Here is a 20946-nt window from a genome sequence, read left to right on the forward strand (position 1 = left end):
TGGGACCGGGGGCGGCCCCGGTTCCGGGCGGACGGGTCAGAGGGAGTGGACGGGCAGCGGGTAGTCGGGCAGGTCGATGGCGTCGGCCTTGGCGAACTGGCCGGCCAGCAGGTTGCGCAGCGGCCAGCGGCCCATCCAGCGCATGGAGGCGGCGCGCAGGCGGATCATCAGGGCGCTGTCGGGGGCGTAGCCGTGCAGCCCGCCGGGCGGGAGTTCCTGGGCCTGGGTGACGTAGGGGCGCATCAGCTCCTCGTAGCGGGCGAAGGCGGTGGTGAAGTCGCCCCGGGCGGCGGCGAGTTCACCGGCGAGCAGGTAGGCGCCGACGAGGGCGAGGCTGGTGCCGAGGCCGGTGAGCGGACTGGGGCTGTAGCCGGCGTCGCCGAGCAGGGCGACGCGGCCGCGGCTGTAGCGGTCGAGGCGGATCTGGCCGAAGGAGTCGAAGGCGAAGTCCTCGGCGCCGTGCATCCCGGCGAGCAGCCGGTCCACCTGCCAGCCGGCGCCGGCGAAGCGTTCGCCGAGCAGGCGCTTGAGGGCGGCGGTGTCGCGGCGGTCGTAGGCCAGGGGCGCGGAGCGGAAGCCGAGGGAGGCCTTGACCTCGCCGGGCAGCCGGCCGGGGCGGGCGCCGGCGACCAGGCCGCCGGGGGCGTTGTACATCAGGAACCAGCCGTCGAGCTCGCGGGCGAGCGCGGTGTCGTGGACGGTGAACCAGGCGTGGTAGCCGCCCAGGGGGTGGTAGTGGCTGTCACCGCCGTCGCTGCGGCCGCTGCGGCCGGGGGTCTCGAAGGCGAGGCGGCGCACGGTGGAGTGCAGGCCGTCGGCGCCGATGACCAGGGCGAAGCGGCGGGCGGGGGCGTTCTCGAAGGTGACGGTGACGCCGTCGGCGTCCTCGTCGAGCGCGGTGACGGTGTCGTCCCAGAGGTACTCGACGCCGTCGGTGGCCTCCTGGAGCAGCTCGGCGAGGTCGCCGCGCAGGATCTCGATCTCGGAGACGATGCCCTGGCCCTCGAACAGCTCGACGGGCATCCGGGCGCTCACCCGCCCGCGCCGGTCGACCAGGGCCATGCCGTCCTGCTCGACGCAGAGCGCGCGGGCCCGCTCCATGAGGCCCATCCGCTCGACCACGGTGCGGCCGGCGCCGCGCAGGTCGACGGCCTGCCCGCCGGGGCGCGGGCCGGGGGCGCGTTCGACGACGGTGGGGCGGAAGCCGTGGCGGCGCAGCCAGTGGGCGAGGGCGGGGCCGGCGATGCCGGCGCCGGAGATGAGGATGTCGGTGGTGTTCATGGGCCCGTCCTGTCGGTGTGTCTGCCGGGGTGCTCGACACCGATGAATGTACGCCGTACGCATTGCGCTCAACAAGCCCTGTGCTGGGGGAATTTGACGGTAGTGCACTAGTACGGTAGGGCGCTTCGGGGCCGATCCGGGCCCGTGTGCGGCGTACGGTGGGGGCTTTCCCGCAGCGGGGAGGCCGTGGCGGGGGCGTCGAGGGCGACGGCGGGTGCACTAGTGCGGCACGATGGCGGTGGCTCCGGGCGGGGCGACTCCGGGTGGGGCGACTCCGGGTGGGGCGACTCCGGGCGGGGTGGCTAGAGCGTCGGCGTCCCGCTGCCCGGGGTTCCGCTGCCCGGGGTTCCGCCGCCCGGGGTTCCGCCGCCCGGGGTGCCCGTCAGGGTGTGCAGCAGGTCCCGGCCCAGGACCGTGCCGGTCTGCGACTCGTCGGGCAGCTCGTAGTCGCGGTACCAGGCGGCCGGCGCCTCCGGGTGCGGGCCGCTGACCGCGACCCGGCCCGCGCCGTACGCGGCGACCACGGCGGCCGGGCGGCCGTCGGAGTAGCGGGCGAGGACCTCCGCGGCCGGGCCGTCGACGTCGAAGTACGGGCCGTCCTGGAAGTACATCCGCTGCGGGCGGCCCCGCCACACCACGTCCACGAGCGTGTCCCGCTCGTCGGCGACGGTGGCCCCCGGGGTGCGGACGTACGGCCCGGAGTCGCCCGGCAGGAGGTCGAAGCCCGGGTCGCCGGCCAGGTAGCCGCCCATGCACAGGCCCAGGTAGTGCCCGCCGCGGCGCACGTAGGCCCGCACCAGCTCCGGGGAGAAGCCGGGTTCGTGCCCCAGCAGGTCCCACGCGGTGCCCACCTCCTGGCCGTTGGTGCCGCCCGGCTGCACGTACACGGCCACCCCGGTCATCACGTTCGGGCCGAACCGCACCCGCTCCCGCGGCCCCACGTAGCGCACCCTGAACCCGTCGCCCGCCAGCAGCGCCCCCGCCGCCTCCGGACACCCCTCGCAGGCCGCCGGGCCCCGGTACACCAGCGCCAGCGGCCGGTCGTCCTCCGGCGCCGGCTTCCCGCCCCCGCCCGCCGGGCCGGCCCCGCACCCCGACGACACCACCAGTGCCACCACGGCCGCCACCGCCGCCGACACCCGTCCACCGCGCATGTGCGCCCCCTCTCCCCAGGGTCCGCCGGCCGCCGGCCACGGCCCGCCCGCTCGCGGGACGACGCTACGTCGCGGCGGGGGTGCGCCGCGAACCCGGGCCCCGGTCGGGCGAGTTCGCGGCGGACGGGTTGACGGCCAGGCGTCCGTCCTACCGGCGTCCGTCCCACCGGAGCCCGTCCCATCGGAGTCCGTTCACCGCTGTCGCAGGGAGCCCACCACCGCCGACAGGTCCTCCTCGGCGATCGACGGGTCCGCCAGCAACACCTCGCGGGCCGCCGACAGGACCCGGCCGCCGCCCGCCAGGGCGAGGTCCTTGGCGGCCAGCCGGACCGGGAAGTCCGAGTCCGCGCTGTGCGCCCGGGCCACCACCCCCGCGAGTGGCCCGGCCGCCAGCACCTCCCGTGCCAGCTCCTGCGGCACGCCCAACTCCTCGGCCACCGCCAGCACTTCACCGACCACCGTGACCGAGGCCACGATCGCGCCGATCACCACCACCTTCAACGCCGCCCCCGACCCCGGGCCGCCGCAGCGCCGCACCCGGCCCAGCCGCTCCAGGACCGGCTGCGCGCGGTCCAGGTCGGCGTCCTCGCCGCCCGCGAAGACCACCAGGCCACCGGTGGCCGCCGGCCCCACGCTGCCCATCACCGGGGCGTCCACCAGGGCCACGCCGTCCGGGAGCCCGGCGCGCAGCCCGGAGGTCGCGGCCGGGCCGATCGAGGACATGTCGATCCACAGCGTGCCCGGCGCCAGCTCGGCCGCGAACCGCCCGGCCACCTCGGTGACGGCCTCAGGGCCGGACAGCATGGTGACGACGACGGCCGCACCCCGCACGGCCTCCGCCGGGGTGGCGGCCTCGGTCAGGCCGTCGGCGCGGCCGGGGGAGCGGTTCCAGACGGTCAACGGGTGGCCGGCGTCGGCGAGGCGACGGGCCATCGGCAGGCCCATCCGGCCCAGTCCCAGAAAAGCGATCTTCTCCATGGCCACCACGCTAGGCAGCCGCGAGCCAGGCGACAAACGAATGTCCGGCATGGTAGCCATGCGGAATGGACATGGCTTGGCTGGACGTCTTCCGCACCGTCGCACACCTCGGCTCCTTCACCGCCGCCGGTGAACGGCTGGGCTACACCCAGTCCGCGATCTCCCGCCAGATCGCCACCCTGGAAGCCGAGTTGGGCACCCCACTGTTCGACCGCCTGGCCCGCGGCGTCCGGCTGACCGAACACGGCCGCGCACTGCTTCCGCACGCCGAGGCGATGCTGGAACGCCTCGACACCACCCGGCGCGACCTCGCCTCGCTCACCGAACTCACCGCCGGACGCCTACGGGTGGGCGCCTTCGACAGCGCCAACGCGGCCCTGGTCCCCGGCGCGCTCGCCGCCTTCCGCGCCGCGCACCCGCAGGTCGCCATCAGCCTCACCGAAGGCCTCGCGGCCCACCTGCTCGACCTGCTGGCCGACGGCGCGATCGACCTCGCGCTGGTCGCCTCGTACGAGGAAGACGCCTACGACCGCGACCAGTTCGACCTGCGGCCCCTGCTCGACGACCCCGTCCTGGTCGCCCTGCCACACACCCACCGCCTCGCCGGACGACGACGCCTGCGCCTGGCCGAACTCGCCGACGAACCCTGGATCGCCGCCCGCCACCACGCCGAATCCACCCTCCTCGCCGCCTGCCTGCGCAGCGGCTTCCAGCCCCGCATCGAGTACGCCGTCGCCGCCTGGACCGCCAAACTCGGCCTGGTGGCCGCCGGCCTGGGCCCCACCCTCATCCCCGCCCTGGCCGCCCGCGCCGCCCGCCCCGACCTCGCCCTCATCCCCCTCCACCCCGACGACACCCCGGTGCGGCGCGTGTGGACCGCGACGAGGCGGGGGCAGCGGGTGCCTCCGGCGGTGGTGGCCTTCGAGGGCTTCCTGCGGAAGGCGGCGGGGGCGGGAGGGTAGGGGGGAGTGCGGCTCCTGTCGAGCATCTTTTCGGGATCCACAAGGCCCGTGCGGAGAACGGAAGTTCGACCCTTGGACGTGACCTTCGCGAGGCCGTGGTCAAGCAGCCTCGGGTGGTTCCGGAGGGCAGTGGCGATTCCTGGACCGAGCATTTCAGGAAGGAGCTGGACGCCGCTCAGCAGGTGGTGTCCGCCGCCGGGAGCACGCCCGTCAACAGGTAGGTGTCGACCGCCTGTTGGGCGCAGGGGCGGTAGCCGTTGAGGTAGAGGGTGTGGGTGCGGCCGGGGACGGTGAGCAGGCGGGAGGCGGGGAGGCGGGTGTGGAGGGCGAGGGCGCCCTGGTAGGGGGCGTGGGTGTCGCCGGTGGAGTGGAGTTGCAGGGCGGGGACGGCGGTGCGGACCTCGACGGGGGGTTCCAGTGGGGTTCGGCGCCAGGAGGCGCACGGGGTGGGGGAGTTGTAGACCGGGCCGAAGACGGGCTGGGTGGGGCGGGCGCGGTCGACGGCGGCGCGGTACCAGCGCGGTGAGCGCGGCATGGTGACGTCGTCGCACAGGATGCCGATCGCGGCGGCGAGGTCGGCGCCGCCCTCGGGGCTCGGGGCGAGGACGGTGGTCAGCAGCTCGTGCAGGAGCGGGCCCGCCTGGACGGGCTTTCCGTCGGCGGCGTCGAGGAGCCGGCGCAGCACGTCGGCGTAGTCGGCGCTGTCGCGGTCGTCGCCCTGGCAGACGGCGAGCAGGAACGGCAGCAGGCGGTCGTCCAGCTGGAAGCCGTCGATGGCGATCGGTGCCGTCCCCGCCCGGCGGACCAGTCCCTCGACGGTGGCCCGGACGGCCGCGGGCGTCGCGCCCAGGCCGTACGCGGAGTGGCGGGGGGCGGCCCAGGCGGCGAAGTCGTCCAGGGCGCGCTCGTTGGCGACGCCCATGTCCTGGAAGAGCCGGATGCCGTAGCGGGCCGGGTCGGGGGCGCTGTCGAGGACGAGGCGGTCGACCCGCTCCGGGTACAGCTGCGCGTACACCGCGCCCAGCATCGCGCCGTAGGACTGCCCGAGGAAGGAGGTCCGCTGCTCGCCGAGGGCGGCGCGCAGCAGGTCGGTGTCGCGGGCGATGTTGCGGGTGGTCAGGTGCGGCAGCAGGTCGGGGTACCTGGTCCAGCAGGCGTCGGCGTCGGCCTCGGCCAGGGTCCAGGCCTGCTCGAAGCCGGCCCGGTCGGTGCCCACCGACCGCAGCCAACTGCCCCTGGTGAGACCGCAGTCGAGGCCGCCGCTGGCGCCGACCCCGCGGGTGTCCATGCCGACGATGTCGAAGGCGGCGGCCGTCGCGGGCGCCATCACGGCCCGGACCGCGGCGGGCATGGCCAGTCCGCGGGTGCCGGGGCCGCCGGGGTTGGTCTGCAGGATGCCGTGGCGCTTGGCCGGGTCGGCGGCCTTGATCCGGGAGACGGCGAGGGGGAGGGTGCGGCCGCCGGGTTCGCGGTAGTCCAGCGGGACGGTCAGGGTCGCGCACCGGGCACCGGCGGCGGCCAGTTCCGGGTCCTGGCAGGCGGTCCAGGCGAGCGGCTGGCGGCGGTAGCGCTCCAGCGGGTCGGCGGCTGCGGGGGAGACGGTGGTGAGGACGGCGGTCGCGGACAGGGCGAGGGCGGCGGCGATGGCTGGTATCGGCTTCATGCGGCCCAGGTTAGAAGGCAGTTGACGAATGCTCCGGAAGCGGATCCCGGGCCGGGGTGTCGGGGCGGACGGGCGATCGCTTGACCTCAAGTCGACTTGAAGTCCTACGGTCGATCGCGTCCAGATGATCAGTCGGTCGGGCGACCGGACGGTCGGGTGATCGGTCGTCGGCCAAGCGAAGGAGTACGGGACATGACGATCAAGACGTACGCACCGGAGGTCATCGCCGCGCAGCCCATCGGGGCGTGGAGCGGCGAGGCGTACCGCCGGGTGGTGGGGGGCCTGCGCGAGCAGCTGGCGGTGGAGGGCCTCACCCAGCCGCACTGGTGGACGCTCAACCACGCCGCCGGCAGGCCGGGCGGCTGGAACCGGGCCGCCCTGACCGAGCGGCTGACCCCGTACGACGACCAGGACACCGCCTTCGACGCCGTCTTCGACGACCTGATCGCCCGCGGCTGGCTGACCGAGGACGCCGACGGCGGGTTCACCCTCACCGAGGAGGGCGAGGCCGGCCGCCTGCGGGCCCGCGAGCGCAACCTGCGCGTCCACGAGCGCACCCACGAGGGCATCGACCCCGAGGACTTTGTGACCACCGTCAACGTGCTGCGCCGCATGGTGGCCAACCTGGGCGGCAACGGGGACCTCCCCGGCTGACCGCGGGCGGTCGTCGGTCCGGTGGAGGAGGCCCTGAACCCCGTGTTCAGGGCCTCCTTCGTCATGTCGGGGGGCTCGGGTGGAGGAGGAAATTGACCCATGAAAATGGCCGAGAATTGCCACATGATCATGGGTCTATCCGACTGTAGATTGATCACATGACGACGACGAAGAACACCAACGCCGCCCCCACCGCCGCCACCCAGACCCTCGCCCAGGCCCCCATCCTGACCCGCCGCGCCGAGGCCGAGACCTGCGCCGACCCGAGCTCCACCATGACCCTGCTCGCCGAGACCGACCCGGGCCAGGGCGGCTTCACCGTCTACCGCTCCACCTTCGCCGAGGGCGCCGCCGGAGCCCCCTCGCACTTCCACACCCGGGCCTGGGAACTGTTCTTCGTGATCAGCGGCTCGCTGGAGGTGCTGGTCGGCGAGGAGGTCACCGTCCTGGGCGAAGGCGACTTCCTGGCCATGCCCCCGCACACCCCGCACGCCTTCGCCGCCGCCAAGGGCTCCGAGGCCGACGTGCTGTTCATGTTCACCCCCGGCATGGACCGCTTCGACTACCTGCGCCTGCTCGGCAGCGTCATGCGCGGCGAGACCGCGCCGGCCGCGATCGCCGCCTCCTCCGAGCGCTTCGACAACCACTACGTCGACAGCCCCGCCTGGCGCGCCGCCCTGGAGAGCCGCGCCTGAGCTCCCGGCTCTTCCCCGGCTCCCCGCCCCGGCACCCGCTCGACGGGCCGGGGCGCGCCAGGTGTGGAACGGTGGAAGACCGGGGGTGGACCGGTTACGAGAGGAGTGGCCATGTCGTCGAAGCGCCGCCGCAAGAAGAAGGCCAGGGCCAAGCGCGGAGCCAACCACGGCCGTCGCCCCCAGTGCTGAACGGCTGAGCGGCAGAGACTGAACGGCTGACCGCGCGGCCGCCGACGGAACCCCCATCGGCGGCCGCGCCCGCCCGCCCCGTGCACCGCCTCCTCGAACAGCACCCGGGCCGGCTCCAGCCCGGACACGAACGCAGCACCAGGGCCCGTACCAGTCGTCACGCCACCCACTCTGCTGCCACCCGGCCGCGCGGGGCCACCGGATTCCCCGCCCGAGGGGCGCGGCGCGGGCGCCGCACGCCGGCCGGTGGTGCACCGGAAGTCGGGGCGGGCCGACGTCCCGTGCGGCGCCCCCGAACGCAGAGAGACCGCCCTCGGCCACCAGGGCCGGGCGGTCTCTGCTGTCCGGGCGGGCCCATGCGCCAACACGGCCCGCTGCCGATGTTCCCGAGATTGTCGGAGTGAACAGCGCCCCCCGGGTTCCGGACCCGCGGGTCCTGGTGACGCCATGGCAAATCGTCACATCCGGCCAGGACGGCTTACAAGGGGATGCTGCACAAAGGCGCATCAAAATCCGGTTTCGATTCGCTGAACTGCCGCTTTCTGATAGGGCGTTCACGAGATCGCGGGCGGGGGCCGGGGCCTCGGCGCATCAATCCGCCCGATGTTCACCGAACCGATTGGGAATCACCCGTATGCCTGACAGAGTGTGATGCCACCGGGCACCCCGTGCGACGCCAACCGCGCAAAGTGCCCGTCCGTCGGAGTGGACAGTGATAGACAGGAGGGTTCCCTCGATGTCGAGGAAACGGAACAGGCGCGCCCGCATCCACTGTGCGGCCGGTGCCCCGAAACCCGTACGCACGCCGCTGCCCCGGCCGCTCGCGATCGACGAGCCGGCCGTGATCGTCATCGTGGTCGTCCTGACGATCGCCGTGGCGGCCGCGCTGGTGGCGGCGGGCATGTCGGCCGGGGTGGCGCTCGAACTGGCCGCCGGCGCCTGGCTGGCGGCCGTCAGACTGCGACGGGAGCGGGCCTAGGAAAGGCGCCCGCCAGCGATGGGACGCCGAGAGAAACCGATCGAGGCGACCGAGCCGGCGCTGGGCCGGCTGGCCGCATGGCTGCGTGAGCAGCGCGAACGGGCGGGACTGACGTACCGTCAGCTCGCCGCCCGGACCAACTACCACGCCACCACCCTGCAGCGGGCCGCCAGCGGCCACTCCGTGCCCAACTGGAAGGTCGTCGAGGCCGTCACCCGCGAATGCGGCGGCGACCTCAAGACCGCCCGGCGCAAATGGGCCCAGGCCAACTACTGGGCCCACGTGCCCCGCCCCTCCGGCAGCCGGCGCCTGCGCCCGCCCCGGCGGGTCGACCCCCAGCAGGCCGACTCCTTCGCCGACCTGCGCCGGGCGATGCACGAGATGCGCCGCAAGGCCGACTGGCCCTCCCTGAAGGAACTGGACCGCCGGGCCCGCGACAAGGGCGGACGCCTGCCCGCCAGCACCCTGGCCCAGGTGCTCAAGGGCGAAGCCCCGCTGCACAAACCCGTGTTCCTCGCCTATATGGAGGCCTGCCAGGTCCGGGAGGTCCGCCGCGCACTGTGGGCGGAGGCCTGGGACCGGACGAACAACGCCCGCACCCCGGCCCCGGTCAACTCCCGTACGCACCACAGCGAGTTCGCCCGGGCCATGCAGTCCTCCAGCGGCGGCACCTCGACGGAGATCCTCTTCCGGCTGTGGGTGACCCTGCGCAACAGCCTCGCCGCCGAACGAGCCGAACGAGCCGAACGGGCCGATCGAGCCGATCGGACAGATCGGGCCGGAGACCCCGGCCAGTCCGCCGCCGAACGGGCCGAAGGCACCGACGACACCCCGTCGGTGCCCGTGTGACCGGGTCCGCGGGCGGAGCGCGCCGGCCGCGCCCCGCCCGCGGACCAGCAACCACCCGCGCCACCCCGGGACAACCACCGATGCCGACACCACCGATGCCGTCGACAACACCGTCACCCACGCCACGTCCACGCCGCGAACCGGCCGCCCCCGGCCCGGCCCTGGGCCTGCGGGCGCTGCACGACCTCCACCTGCGCCACTACCTGGACTACGCCGCCCTGCTCCTGCCGCCCGCCGACGCGCCCCTGGCCGTCCGCGACGCCTTCGAGGACCTCAGCCGCCACTGGCTCGACGCCCTCGCCACCACCAGCCCGGCCGCCTGCGCCTGGCAGGCGGTACGCCGCCGCGTCCGCGCCCTGGCCGGACCACGGCCCTTCGGCCCGGTCGCCCACCTCACCGCCACCCAGCAGGACGTCCTGCTGCTGCACCTCGTTCTCCACCTGTCCGCCGCCGACATCGCCGCCCTCATCGGCACCGAGCCCGCCGCCGTCCACGTCCAGCTCCGCGCCCTGGCCGCAGACCGGCCCCGTACGGGAACTGACGAACAGTAAATATCGGGGGCGCCGGGCCCGGCGGGCCGGTTCCCCAGGACATGAAGCCATCGACACGGACAGATTCGGCGGCCCGGACGTCCTGCGCGACGCCGACCCTGTTTCTGAAGCGGTAGCCGTTCGCGCGGGCTCTGACGAGGTCGTGCACGGGCGACGGCCAGCACGGCGCGATGCGGGCCACCGCCATCCCGCCGGGCGCGGGCACGGGCACCGCCGGGGTGAGCCGGCGGAGGCGGCCGGGCCGTAGACGGGGAGGGGCGCCCTCTGCCGGAGCGGGCGCCAGGGCGGCAGGAGGCGGGCATGCTCAGGTACCACGGCGCGTGGCGGATCACGGTGGTCGGACGCAGCGCCGACTTCGACCAGCGGGCGGTCGTGCGCGGCCCGTACGGCTCCCGGGTGCTCGCCGGACGGGTCGGCGCCGCGCTCGAGATCGACGAGGAGAGCTGGACGCTCTCCCTGGAACACCACCTGTGGGGGCGCAGCTGGCAGCCCAACCTGCGCACCACACCCGGGCCGGTCACCGAACGCGACGGCATCCGCAGCCAGTTGCTCACCAGCAACGACTGCCACTGGCCGGGCAAACCGCTCGACTACGTCAACTTCGTGCTGCGCCTGGACCAGGCCCTCGCCCCGGCCCCCACCCAGCTGCGCGCCGCCCGGGTGACCGGGGTGCCCGTCGCCGCGCCCGTCCAGGCCGTGCGCACCTCCTCCTCGGGGTGGCCGGGCGACGCCGTTCCGGCCGTTCCCGCCGCCGTCCCGGCCGTTCCCGCCGTCGTGCCGGGGCAGGGCGGGCGGCGGGCCACCTGGTAGCCCGCCGGGGCGTACGGGGGATAACCCCAGGTCAGGGCGGCCCGCTGGCCGGGTGTCGCGGCGGGCCGGCCCCGGGTTGGCTGGAGGCACACGCACCGACCGACCCGAAAGGCCGTCAACCGTGCACTTCCGCAAGACCGTCAGCACGACCACTACTCGTACGACCCCTGACCGCACGACCACCCGCACGACCTCCCGCCGTGTCGCCAAGGCCGCCGCCGTCGCCGCGCTGGCCGGGGCCCTGGGCGCCACCGCGATGAGCGGCAGCGCCTCGGCCATCGTCAACGGCCGTGACTCGACCGAGCGTTACCCGTTCATGGCGACCGTCCCGCTGAGCGCCGCGCAGCTGGCCGACGGCTCCTGCGGTGCCTCGCTGATCGACCCGCAGTGGGTGCTGACCGCCGCCCACTGCGTCGTCGGGGACGAGGAGAGCGGCCTGAAGCTCAAGGGCACCGTGCGCGTCGGCAGCGCCCACCGGGACAGCGGCGGCACCGTGCGCACCATCGCGCGGGTCGTGGTCCACCCCGGGTTCGCCTTCGGTGACGGCGCCACCCGGCCCAACGTCGACGACCTCGCCCTGATCCGCCTGGACCGCCCGGTCGCCCAGCGGCCCATCCGCATCGCCGAGCACGCGGGCCCGGCCGGCACCCCGACCCGGCTGCTCGGCTTCGGCACCGTCAAGGACACCCACAGCTACCCCGACATGGTCTTCCCCGACCGCCTCCAGGAACTGCCCACCCGGATCGGCGCCCAGGACGAGTGCGCGCCCGGCTGGTCCGGGCCCACCCGGCTGTGCACGGTCAGTCAGGTCCCCAAGGCGATGGCCTGCTTCGGCGACTCCGGCGGCCCGCAGGTCCAGCGCGGGCGCGGCGGGCGGTGGGAGCTGGTCGGCGCCACCTCCGGCCCCGGCGCCCCGGGCGTGGCCTGCTCCGACGGCCCGGGCCTGTACAGCGACGTGCCCGCGTACGCGCCCTGGATCCGGACCGTGATCGGCGCCAGGTGAGCGAGCCTGATCGGCGCCGGGTGAGCGACCGTCATCGGCGTCGAGTCAGTGATCGTGATCGGCGCCGAGTGGGCGACCGTGATCGGCGCCCAGTGGGCGACCGTGATCGCCGACGGCTGCGGAAGCCCGGCTAAAGTCCCAGGTGAGAACCGTCGCGCCTGAGGAGACCACGCCATGCCGACCGCCCCCGCCGCAGCAGACACCACGTCGGAGCCCGCCCGCCTCGGGCTGGGCACCGCGGCCGTCGGCCGGCCCGGCTACATCACCCTCGGGCGCGACGCGGACCTGCCCGCCGACCGCACCGTCGAGGCGCTGCGCGAGCGCACCCACACCCTGCTGGACGCCGCGTACGCCGCCGGGGTGCGCTACCTCGACACCGCCCGCTCCTACGGCCGCGCCGAGGAGTTCCTCGCCCAGTGGCTGGACGCACACCCCGAAGCCGCCGCCGAGGTGACGGTCGGCAGCAAGTGGGGCTACACCTACACGGCCGGCTGGCGGGCCGACGGGGTGGACGCGCACGAGGTCAAGGAGCACTCCACGGCCGTGTTCGACCGCCAGGTCCGCGAGACCCGGGCCCTGCTCGGCGACCGCCTGGACGTCTACCTCGTGCACTCCGTCGTCCCCGGCAGCCCCGCCCTCACCGACCCCGCCCTGCACGAGCGGCTGGCCGCGCTCGCCGCCGAGGGCGTACGGGTGGGCCTGTCCACCAGTGGCCCCGCCCAGGGCGAGACCATCCGCGAGGCGCTGGCCGTCACCGTGGCCGGCCGCCCGCTGTTCACCGCCGTCCAGTCCACCTGGAACCCGCTGGAGACCTCCGCCGCCCCCGCCCTCGCCGAAGCACACGCGGCCGGCTGGCTGGTCGTCGTCAAGGAGGGCATGGCCAACGGCCGCCTGGCCGGACGCAACGCCACCGGCCCCGACACCGCCCCCCTGCGCGCCCTGGCCGACCGCACCGGCACCACCCCCGACGCCCTCGCCCTGGCCGCGGCCGCCGCCCAGCCCTGGGCCGACATCGTCCTGTCCGGCGCCGCCACCCTCGACCAGCTCGCCTCCAACCTGACGGCGGCCGACACCCACCTGACCCCGCAGGACCTGGCCACCCTCGACACCATGGCCGAGCCGTCGGAGGCGTACTGGCACACCCGCTCGCAGCTGCCCTGGGCCTGAGCGGCGGCCTGAGCGGCCCGTCTGTCGGTGCCGCCTCCTACGGTGGGCGGCATGACGCAGCCCCTGGACCTGGCCGGCGCCCTCGCCGCACTGCCCGTCGCCCTGCCGCCCGGCCGCCTCGTCGGCGGCGAGGACGGGCGCGAGCCGCTGCTGTGGGTCAGCGACGCGCCCGCCCCCGGCGGGCTGTGGGCGCGGCTGCACCGCGCGCACCCGGACAGCGGGCTGTGGCCGCTGCTGCTCAGCCCGCTGGACCGCGGCGGCCCCGACTTCCGGCCCTGGCTGTCCGGCGAGCTGTACCCGAGCGACGCCGGCGCCGCCGGGCTGTACGACCCGGCCGCGCTGCTGCGCACCTGGTGGGAGACGGGCGGCGAGGACGGGGACGACCGCGGGGACGACGAGGAGCTTGCCGAGTCCCTCGCCCCCTACGGCCTGACCTGGCCCGGCCCGGCGCCCGCCGTCGACGTGCCCGCGGGCGCGGCCGGCGTCGAGGCCCGCGGGCTGGCGGACGTGCTGCAATCCGTCAAGGAGGTGCGCCTGGGCCTGGTACGGGCCGACAGCGGCGCCGAGGCGCTGGCGGTGTGCGGCTGGAGCGGGCCGGCGAACCACGAGGACGACATCGCCAAGGTTGCCGCCGTGCTCGCCGACTGGGAACGCCGCTTCGGCGCCCAGGTGGTCGAAGTCGGCTTCGACACCCTGGAGTTGAGCGTCCCCGTGCCGCCCGCCACGCTCGCCGAGGCGCTCCCGCTGGCCGCCGAGCACACCTCCCTCTGCCCGGACCTGGTCTTCCAGGGCACCGGCAGTCTCGCCGAGTACGCCGAGGGGCTGGTGGGCGCCCACCAGTGGTCCTTCTGGTGGGACTGACCCGACCCGACCCGGCCTGGCCTGGCCTGACCCGGCCTGGCCTGGCCCGTCCGCTCGTCCGGCTCAGTACTCGGAGCTCGGCGCCGCCGTGGTCGGCCCGAGGTCCGGCTCGTCCCGCAACTCCAGTGCCGTTCCGTGCCGTTCCAGCTCCAGCACGACCAGCTCGTTGCCGCCCGGCCGCCACAGCGGCGCCGGGGCGTAGAGGGTGCGCTGGGGTCCGGCGGCGCAGTAGCGGCCGAGCAGGAAGCCGTTGACCCACAGCAGTCCGCGCCCCCAGCCGGGCAGGGCCACGAACGCGTCGGCGGGGGAGGGCAGTTCGGCCGTGAAGCGATGGAACACCGGCTCGCCGTCGAGGATCTGTGCGTCGTCGGTGAAGCGCAGCCCCGACAGGTCGGTGAGCGGCAGCGGCCGGATCTGCCAGCCGAACAGCCGCTGGCCGCCGTGCGAGACGCCGCGGGTGATGCCCTTGCGGTCGTCCATGTTCGGGCCGTAGTTCACCCGCCCCAGCGCCTCGACCAGGATGTCCAGGGTGACCCCGTCCTCCCCGGTGGCCAGCGCCAGCGTCGCGCCGGGGGAGTTGCGGTCGAGGGTGCCCAGCGGGCGCCCGTCCGCGAACACCTGCGCCCGGTCGGCCAACCCGTCGATGCGCAGCGGCAGTTCGGGGCGCGGCCCGGGCACCTGGGTGCGGTAGTGGATCAGGCCCAGGGACTGCCCGAGCTGCTCCATGGGCAGCGGCGCGGCCCGCTCCACCGGCTGCGACAGCGCGTCCAGGTTCGCCGGCAGCGCCGTCCGCCCGTCCGCCCGCTCCAGCCGCTGCGGCGCCACTCGGGGCGGGTCGGTCGGCAACTCCTCCTGCAGCAGCGGCAGGTAGCGGCCGATGACCTCGCGCAGCGCGTGGAACTTCTCGGTCAGCTCGCCGGCCTCGCCGATCGGCGCGTCGTAGTCGTAGCTGGTGACGGTCGGCTCGTACCCGGCGTCCAGCGGGTGGGCGCCGGAGTGGTTGGCGCCGGCCCACAGGCCGAAACTGGTGCCGCCGTGGGCCATGTAGAGGCTGACGGAGGCGCCGGTGGCGAGCAGCTCGTCCAGCGAGGCGGCGGTCTCCTTGGCGTCGCGCACGTGGTGGGGCAGGCCCCACTGGTCGAACCAGCCGATCCAGAACTCCATGGCCGTCAGCGGCCCTTCGCCCTGGTGGCGGCGCAGCACCGCCAGCCGCTCGGGGGCGCGCGAGCCGAAGGTCGCGGTGGCCAGGTGACCGGGCAGGGCGCCGCCCTGCTGCATGGTGTCGTGGGCGCCGTCGGTGGTGAACAGCAGGCAGTCCACGCCGCGCCGCACCAGGCCGTCGCGCAGGTGGCGCAGGTAGGCGCCGTCGTTCCCGTAACTGCCGTACTCGTTCTCCACCTGCACCGCCACCACCGGCCCGCCCCGGCTCGCCAGCAGCGGCAGCAGCTCCGGCACCACGGCGTCGAACCAGCCGTCCACCTCGGCCAGGTAGGCCGGGTCCGCGCAGCGTAGCCGCAGCCCGTCCACCGCCAGCAGCCGGGCCGGCAGCCCGCCGAACTCCCACTCGGCGCAGATGTACGGGCCGGGGCGCAGGATCACGTCCAGCCCCAGGCCGCCGGCCAGGCGCACGAACCGGGCCACGTCCCGCCAGCCGGTGAAGTCGGTACGGCCGTCGGGCAGTTCGTGGAAGTTCCACGGCACGTAGGTGTCCACCGTGTTCACCCCCAGTGCCCGCACCCGGCGCAGCCGGTCCTCCCACAGGTCGGGGTGGATGCGGAAGTAGTGCACCGCGCCGGCCACCACCCGGTGCGCCACCCCGTCCCGTACGAACCCGTCCGCGTCGTACCCGAGCATGCCCACTCCCCACCTTCAGACGTCCCGCCGGCAGACCCCGTTCCCCGCCGAGCCTAGCGAGGAACGCGACCGCGCGTCCGGCCGCCGCCGGCGTGTCAGCACGGCCGCGTCCTTGCTCCGACCGGGTGATCCGAACGACCCGTCCGGCGGCGGCCGTTGCCCCGTCCGGCGGTACGTCGTTAACGCCCACGAGGTACCCGAGGGCCCTCCCGCCCGGACCGGCGGCGGCCCGAACTCCCCGGACCCGAACTCCCGGACAGGACAGGAACGGAACACCATGGCGGACGTGGCGACGACGGCCCCCGAGACGCTGCCCCCCGACGCCGTGGCACCCGCCGAGCCGGAGGACGGGCGGCCGGAAGAGCGGCAGCCGCAAGGCCCGCGCCGGCCCACCCGTTCCCGCCTACCCGCCCGTTCCCGCCGCAGGGCCCTCGCCGTCGCCGGCGAGGCCGCCGTCTCCACCGGCGTCGCCCTCGGCTTCACCCTCTGGGCCCGCACCGTCGACGTCGACCCGCTCATCCGGATCGGCCAGGTCAGCGGCCTCGCCACCCTGCAGTTCCGGGCCGCCCTGATCGCCCTGCCCGTCCTGGCCGCCGTCCTCTACGCCGCACACCGCGCCTCCCGGCGCCACTTCCAGCACGCCCTGCGGCTCGGCTGCGCCGTCGTCGCCGGACTCGGCACCGGCATCGTCGCCGGCGGCATCACCGTCGCCCTGCACGGCACCCCCTGGGGCCTCGGCGGCCAGGACGGCGACCCCGGCGTCCTCCAGGGCTACGCCACCTCCTTCCTGCGCGGCGAGGGACTGCCCGGCATCTACCCGCCCGGCTTCATCGTGCTGCTCGCCGAATGGACCCAGCACCTGCGCCACGGCCAGGTCGGCTACGCCCTCAAGGACCTCCAACTCCTCCTCAGCGCCCTCCTCGGCCCCGCCTGCTACCTCGCCTGGCGCACCCTGCTGCGCCCCGGGTGGGCCCTGGCCGTGGCCCTGCCCGCCGCCGTCGTCTTCCTGGACCCGATCCGGCCCTACAGCCACCTGGTGATGGTGGTCCTGCTGCCGGTCCTGGCCCGGCTGCTGACCGAACTCACCCGCGCGCCCGGCCGCCCGCCGCGCTCGGCGGCACTGCGCGGGGCACTCCTCGGCGGGGCGCTGGGGCTGCTCTTCCTCACCTACTGCGGCTGGTTCGTCTGGACCGGCCCCGGCGCGCTGGTCGCGGTGGCGGCCCTCTTCCCGTGGCGCGGCGGCCGGGCGGCGGTGCTGCGCGCCGGGGCCCTGCTGGCCGCCGCGGCCGCCGCGTTCTGCGCGGTCGGATCGCCCCTGCTGCTGCGGATGCTGCAGAACGCCTCGGGCACGGTCGACCGCTACGCGTACTTCGACGTCTACACCGACCCCGCCTACGTCCTCGGCTGGCACCAGGACCGGCCCGGCCGGCTCACCGAACTGCCCTGGCAGCCGACCGGCGAACTCGCCGGCCAGGGCACCTTCACCCTCCTGCTGCTCGCCGGAGCGGCCGTGGCGCTCGCCCTCGGCCTGCGCCGGCCGGCGGTGATCGCGGCCCTGTCCTGCCTGGTCAGCGCGTGGCTGCTGCGGTTCTGGTTCGCCGGGCACATGGAACGCGACCAGGCGGTGATGCTCTACCCCCGCACCACCTGGCAGATCCTCTACGCGCTGATCGCCCTCACCGTCCTCGCCGCGATGCTCGCCACCCGCACCGCCCGCGCCCTGACGGCCCGCACGTTCCCGACGCCGTCACCGACGCTCGGCCGCCGCCTCGCGGCCGGATCCCTGTGCGCCGCCGCCCTGTTCGCCGCCATGGGCGCCTCCTGGTCGGCCAACCGCTACCAGCCCAGCGACCCCACCCACCAGAACATGGGCCTGGACGCCTGGCGCGCCCACCACCTCCAGCGCACCGACGGCACCTGCTCCCCGTACGCGGCCGGCCCCTGCGTCGCCCCGCACTTCCTCGGCCGCCCCACCGACAGCACCTACCCGCTCCTGTGGTGCGGCAACATCCCCACCGAACAGTGGACCGCCTACTGCGGAGCCCCGGCGCCGTGGGCGAAGGCGAAGTAGCGCCGCTCTCCGGCCGGGACGGATATCGGACCCGAAGTCGTCACTCCCGGTAGCGGGTTCCCTACTTCCCATGGCTTGCCTGGATCCCATGCGTGATCTTCGCCATAACTGGCCATTTGTCTCTTTGTCTGTCTACTGGCGGTCGGATATACCTACTGCCGTTTCATTTTTCGGGAAATGTACCGAGGTCATCTGCTCGCTCGGCAGATGGGTGGCAGTGGCGAGGATCTGCGGAACCTGGTCCCGATTTATCGGAACGTGAACCTGTCGACCATGAAGAGGTATGAAAGCGGGGTCAAGGCCGCCGTGGATTCAGGCGAGTCCGTCTACTATACGGTCAGGCCGGTCTATGATGGTGATAGGCCGATTCTGAAGAGTATTGTCATGATAGCCTGGGGTGATTGAAACATCAGGTTCGTGGCGAGGATTGCAAATGTTCGTTGAGGGGAGGGAGGGTAGCAGCCGTGCCCACATGGACTGAGCGTCTTGCGGTAGAGCTGGGCTGGCCCCGGCCACGTGGAAGCATGAACTGGGGGGATGTCGAATCCGCGCTGGGAACTTCGCTTCCCGCGTCCTATAAATCGCATTCAGAGATGTTCGGGTGGGGAGAGTTCGGTAACTTCATCGAAGTCTTCTCCGCTTCTTTGGAGCCAGAGTCCGGCAGCATTGTGGGTGAATGTCGACGGCGGCAAGACTGGGCCGATGTCGATGATGAATTTGCATCCATGTATGCCCCCTTTGAGCTATTCCCGAGCCCTTCTGGGCTGCTGATCTGGGGGGCCATGGAGCGCGGGGGGTCTCTTTTCTGGGAGACTTCCGGCGAGGATCCCAATAAATGGCCAATCGTTGCCGTCACTGAGGACGATCGGAAATTCTCGTATCAGATGGAAGTTTCCGAGTTCATCTTCAAGTGCATCTCGGGCGGGGTTGGACCATTCTTTGTCAGGGGTGAAGTACGGAGTTTCACTCCGATCTACTCCTATGAATGATGGTGGCGGGTGGGGGCTGACCTGCTGGCCGAGGAGCTGACACACCCCCTCGTCCGGCGGCCGGAGCCCAGCGCCCGGCGGCCGGTGGGGTTTTCCGTCCCCGCCCGGCGTTCGTGCCGGGCGGGGACGGGCGGTTCAGGGCTGGTGGGTGGTGATGGTGATCGGGTGGGCGGTCCAGTCGGTCATGCCGCCGATGTAGAGGGTGCTGCTCCAGCTGCCGCCCCGGGCGAGGCAGCGGGCGACGCCCTGGCCGCCGCCGGGGCCGATGCAGATCCGGATGTAGTCCCGGTGGGCCTCCCGGACGGGGAGTTCGCACACCCGCTCCCACAGTACAGATCATCGCCTGGGGCGGCTCCTGCACCGCCGACACCCTCGGCTGGCTGGCCGTCGGCGACGACCCCGACGCCTGGCCGGTCCTGGTCCTCGGCCGCAACGGCGGCGCGCCGCTGCTCTTCGACATGGGGATGGCCGAGTTCCTCCACGGGGTGATCTCCGGCGAGATCAGCCCCAGCCCCATCGGGGCCGTCGTCACCTGGGGCGAACAGCCGCCCCGCTTCGTCCACTGGAGCGCCGAGTAACACCAGCACACCAGAGCGCCCCGCCCCCACCACACCGGGGGCGGGGCGCTCGGCTGCTGTCGGCCCACCCGGTGCCGGTGAGGTGGTGCCGGAACCGTGTCGACCAAGATCGACGAGGCCGACGAACTGCCGCCCGACATAGCGGAATTGCGTTCCTTGCGTACTCCGGCAAGGAGCGGCCCCGGTCATTCCACGGCGCGATCGGGCCAACAACCCGAGTCACCGGCGACCCGTGGGACTCCCCTGGCTACCGTCGCTTCCGTCTGTCACACGGCCCGGGCACGGGGCCTGGGGGAAGCTGTGGCAGTCGAGGGGGGAGAAACTGTGAGGCTTTCACGTTTCAGCCAGGCGATCACCATGGGGGTGGCGGCCTGCGCGCTCGCCACGGTCTGCGTCGGCACCGCTCAGGCTGATCCGTCGCCCGGCCGGACCGCTTCCGTGGCCCAGCCGTCGAAGCACGTACCGCCCGCCGGCGCGAAGGTCGCCAAGATGACGGTCCGCGGCGTCGACCGGCAGGTCGCGGAATCGCACGGTTTCAAGGTGGTGACCGGCCCGGACGGCACCCAGCACGTGGTCCCGACCGCTGCGGCCACCAACCCGGACGGCAGTCCGTACAAGGCGACGACGGCCAAGGCGACGACGACGTTCAGCCCCGACAACGTGGTCGAGGGCAACTGCGGCGACTCCTACCTGTGGGTCCACGCCGTGGGCGGTTACGTCTCGGAGATCGAGACCGGCTTCGACCTCAACATGGGCGCGGTCGCCTACCACTGGCAGGTCAACAGGTCCGACACGTGGGGCTCCGACTCCCACTCGTGGGGCGGCGGCCTGGGAGTGGACACGTCCTGGCACGGTGAGTGGGACGTGCGCAGCGGCGGGGCGACCTGGGAGACCGCCGGCGTCGTTCCGTCCAGTGACGCGCTGCTGTGGGACGGTGAGATCTGTTCCAGCGGTGGGCCCAGCGACACCGAGTGGATCTTCTGATGGGAGAATGACCGGATGGTGACGATGTCGGGCGCGCCGTGGTCGGTGGCCTTGGACTACTCGCACGACGTGGCCTTCGCGCTGGCGGTCCGCGACGCGCTCGGCATCACCGATCCGCAGGGCCTGCCGGCGCTCGATCCGCCGCAGGCCCTGGCCGTCGACTCGGCCGTGCTGGCCGACGGCGGCTCCGAAGAGCTCTGGCAGCGCTGGTGGAGCCGCGCGCTCGACGCCACCCGGCGTGAGGAGGCGGGCGCGCCGGCGCTGCCGGAGGGCCTGCTCGGCCGGGTCGTCGAGGAGAACTTCGCCGCCCTTCACCACTGGAGTGGCGCGCGCAAACGCGAGGTCGCTCGCGTCACCCGACCCACTCACGCTGTTCCCCGCCTGCGGGACGCCCTGCGCGAGCACGAGCGGGCCAGCGGCGTCCGACTGGGCGGATTCCGGCTGCGGGTGACCGCGTTGCCTGTCGCCGGCCCGGTCTTCCTCCCGCTCGACGAAGAGCGGATCCTCGTCAGCATCACGGTGCTGTCCGACCGTGCGGACTATCTCGCGCGCCTCCTGGCGCACGTCGGCCGGACGTCCGACTGAGCCGGCCGACCCGGTGCCGGGCGGGCACGGGTCGACTGGCGCCCCGCTGACCGGCGGGCCCAGGAGCTGACGCACGCCGTCTCGTCCGG

Annotated in this window: 22 protein-coding genes; 16 read left to right on the forward strand and 6 right to left on the reverse strand. The window is 73.9% G+C overall.

What is annotated here, in order from left to right:
• Positions 1–36: 36 nt before the first annotated feature.
• The 3 genes from IE332_RS34340 to IE332_RS34350 all read right to left on the reverse strand — a co-directional run bounded on the left by IE332_RS34340 (position 37) and on the right by IE332_RS34350 (position 3413).
• Positions 37–1281: an FAD-dependent monooxygenase gene (locus IE332_RS34340; protein ID WP_189924269.1), complete on the reverse strand. Its 1245-nt coding sequence runs from the start codon at positions 1279–1281 to the stop codon at positions 37–39.
• A 302-nt stretch (positions 1282–1583) separates the two neighbouring features.
• Positions 1584–2435 (reverse strand): hypothetical protein, encoded by an 852-nt coding sequence (locus tag IE332_RS34345; protein WP_189924271.1) that lies wholly within the window; start codon positions 2433–2435, stop codon positions 1584–1586.
• Positions 2436–2627: 192 nt separating this feature from the next.
• Positions 2628–3413, reverse strand: a complete 786-nt coding sequence (locus IE332_RS34350; RefSeq protein ID WP_189924273.1) for an NAD(P)-dependent oxidoreductase — start codon at positions 3411–3413, stop codon at positions 2628–2630.
• Between the two features lie 65 nt (positions 3414–3478).
• On the opposite strand from IE332_RS34350, the gene IE332_RS34355 reads away from it, so the two are divergent.
• Positions 3479–4375 carry a LysR family transcriptional regulator gene (locus tag IE332_RS34355; protein ID WP_189924275.1) on the forward strand — a complete coding sequence of 299 codons (897 nt, stop codon included), beginning with the start codon at positions 3479–3481 and terminating at the stop codon, positions 4373–4375.
• Between the two features lie 175 nt (positions 4376–4550).
• Here the strand turns inward: IE332_RS34355 and IE332_RS34360 are convergent, their stop codons facing one another.
• Positions 4551–6038, reverse strand: a complete 1488-nt coding sequence (locus tag IE332_RS34360; RefSeq protein ID WP_189924277.1) for an alpha/beta fold hydrolase — start codon at positions 6036–6038, stop codon at positions 4551–4553.
• 192 nt (positions 6039–6230) lie between these two features.
• Here IE332_RS34360 and IE332_RS34365 point away from each other — a divergent pair, with 192 nt between their 5' ends.
• The 10 genes from IE332_RS34365 (at position 6231) to IE332_RS34405 (ending at position 13796) form a co-directional block, all read left to right on the forward strand.
• A complete protein-coding gene (locus IE332_RS34365; RefSeq protein WP_189924279.1) occupies positions 6231–6692 on the forward strand; it encodes a MarR family winged helix-turn-helix transcriptional regulator in 462 nt (153 codons plus the stop codon).
• A 158-nt stretch (positions 6693–6850) separates the two neighbouring features.
• Positions 6851–7387, forward strand: coding sequence for a cupin domain-containing protein (locus IE332_RS34370; RefSeq protein ID WP_189924281.1), 537 nt, complete (start codon positions 6851–6853; stop codon positions 7385–7387).
• Between the two features lie 111 nt (positions 7388–7498).
• Entirely contained in the window at positions 7499–7576 is a 78-nt protein-coding gene (locus IE332_RS42595) for a 50S ribosomal protein bL37 (protein ID WP_465606175.1), read from the forward strand.
• Positions 7577–8312: 736 nt separating this feature from the next.
• Positions 8313–8555 carry a hypothetical protein gene (locus IE332_RS34375; protein ID WP_189924283.1) on the forward strand — a complete coding sequence of 81 codons (243 nt, stop codon included), beginning with the start codon at positions 8313–8315 and terminating at the stop codon, positions 8553–8555.
• A gap of 18 nt (positions 8556–8573) precedes the next feature.
• Complete coding sequence (locus IE332_RS34380) at positions 8574–9404, forward strand: helix-turn-helix domain-containing protein (protein ID WP_189924285.1); 831 nt, start codon at positions 8574–8576, stop codon at positions 9402–9404.
• 80 nt (positions 9405–9484) lie between these two features.
• Positions 9485–9955, forward strand: coding sequence for a sigma factor-like helix-turn-helix DNA-binding protein (locus IE332_RS34385; protein WP_189924287.1), 471 nt, complete (start codon positions 9485–9487; stop codon positions 9953–9955).
• 300 nt (positions 9956–10255) lie between these two features.
• Positions 10256–10765, forward strand: a complete 510-nt coding sequence (locus IE332_RS34390) for a hypothetical protein (protein WP_189924289.1) — start codon at positions 10256–10258, stop codon at positions 10763–10765.
• Between the two features lie 121 nt (positions 10766–10886).
• Positions 10887–11768 (forward strand): S1 family peptidase, encoded by an 882-nt coding sequence (locus tag IE332_RS34395; protein ID WP_373313922.1) that lies wholly within the window; start codon positions 10887–10889, stop codon positions 11766–11768.
• A 174-nt stretch (positions 11769–11942) separates the two neighbouring features.
• Positions 11943–12935 carry an aldo/keto reductase gene (locus IE332_RS34400; protein WP_189924291.1) on the forward strand — a complete coding sequence of 331 codons (993 nt, stop codon included), beginning with the start codon at positions 11943–11945 and terminating at the stop codon, positions 12933–12935.
• 51 nt (positions 12936–12986) lie between these two features.
• Positions 12987–13796 (forward strand): DUF4253 domain-containing protein, encoded by an 810-nt coding sequence (locus IE332_RS34405; RefSeq protein ID WP_189924294.1) that lies wholly within the window; start codon positions 12987–12989, stop codon positions 13794–13796.
• 63 nt (positions 13797–13859) lie between these two features.
• On the opposite strand, the gene IE332_RS34410 is transcribed toward IE332_RS34405, so the two are convergent.
• Positions 13860–15650, reverse strand: a complete 1791-nt coding sequence (locus IE332_RS34410; RefSeq protein WP_189924296.1) for a glycoside hydrolase family 35 protein — start codon at positions 15648–15650, stop codon at positions 13860–13862.
• Between the two features lie 286 nt (positions 15651–15936).
• Between IE332_RS34410 and IE332_RS34415 the strand changes: the two genes are divergently transcribed.
• From IE332_RS34415 to IE332_RS34425, 3 genes are all read left to right on the forward strand, one after another.
• Positions 15937–17721 carry a hypothetical protein gene (locus tag IE332_RS34415; RefSeq protein WP_189924298.1) on the forward strand — a complete coding sequence of 595 codons (1785 nt, stop codon included), beginning with the start codon at positions 15937–15939 and terminating at the stop codon, positions 17719–17721.
• A 177-nt stretch (positions 17722–17898) separates the two neighbouring features.
• A complete protein-coding gene (locus tag IE332_RS42510) occupies positions 17899–18126 on the forward strand; it encodes a DNA/RNA non-specific endonuclease (RefSeq protein WP_373313923.1) in 228 nt (75 codons plus the stop codon).
• Positions 18127–18245: 119 nt separating this feature from the next.
• On the forward strand, positions 18246–18710 hold the full coding sequence (locus tag IE332_RS34425; RefSeq protein ID WP_189924302.1) for an SMI1/KNR4 family protein: 465 nt from the start codon (positions 18246–18248) through the stop codon (positions 18708–18710).
• Positions 18711–18845: 135 nt separating this feature from the next.
• Here the strand turns inward: IE332_RS34425 and IE332_RS34430 are convergent, their stop codons facing one another.
• Positions 18846–19028: a hypothetical protein gene (locus tag IE332_RS34430; RefSeq protein ID WP_189924304.1), complete on the reverse strand. Its 183-nt coding sequence runs from the start codon at positions 19026–19028 to the stop codon at positions 18846–18848.
• 584 nt (positions 19029–19612) lie between these two features.
• Between IE332_RS34430 and IE332_RS34435 the strand changes: the two genes are divergently transcribed.
• A complete protein-coding gene (locus IE332_RS34435; RefSeq protein WP_189924306.1) occupies positions 19613–20272 on the forward strand; it encodes a hypothetical protein in 660 nt (219 codons plus the stop codon).
• Between the two features lie 15 nt (positions 20273–20287).
• Positions 20288–20857: a hypothetical protein gene (locus IE332_RS34440; protein ID WP_189924308.1), complete on the forward strand. Its 570-nt coding sequence runs from the start codon at positions 20288–20290 to the stop codon at positions 20855–20857.
• Positions 20858–20946: the final 89 nt, after the last annotated feature.

Origin of the sequence: Kitasatospora xanthocidica, assembly GCF_014656195.1 — a bacterium.
GTDB classification, from domain to species: domain Bacteria; phylum Actinomycetota; class Actinomycetes; order Streptomycetales; family Streptomycetaceae; genus Kitasatospora; species Kitasatospora xanthocidica.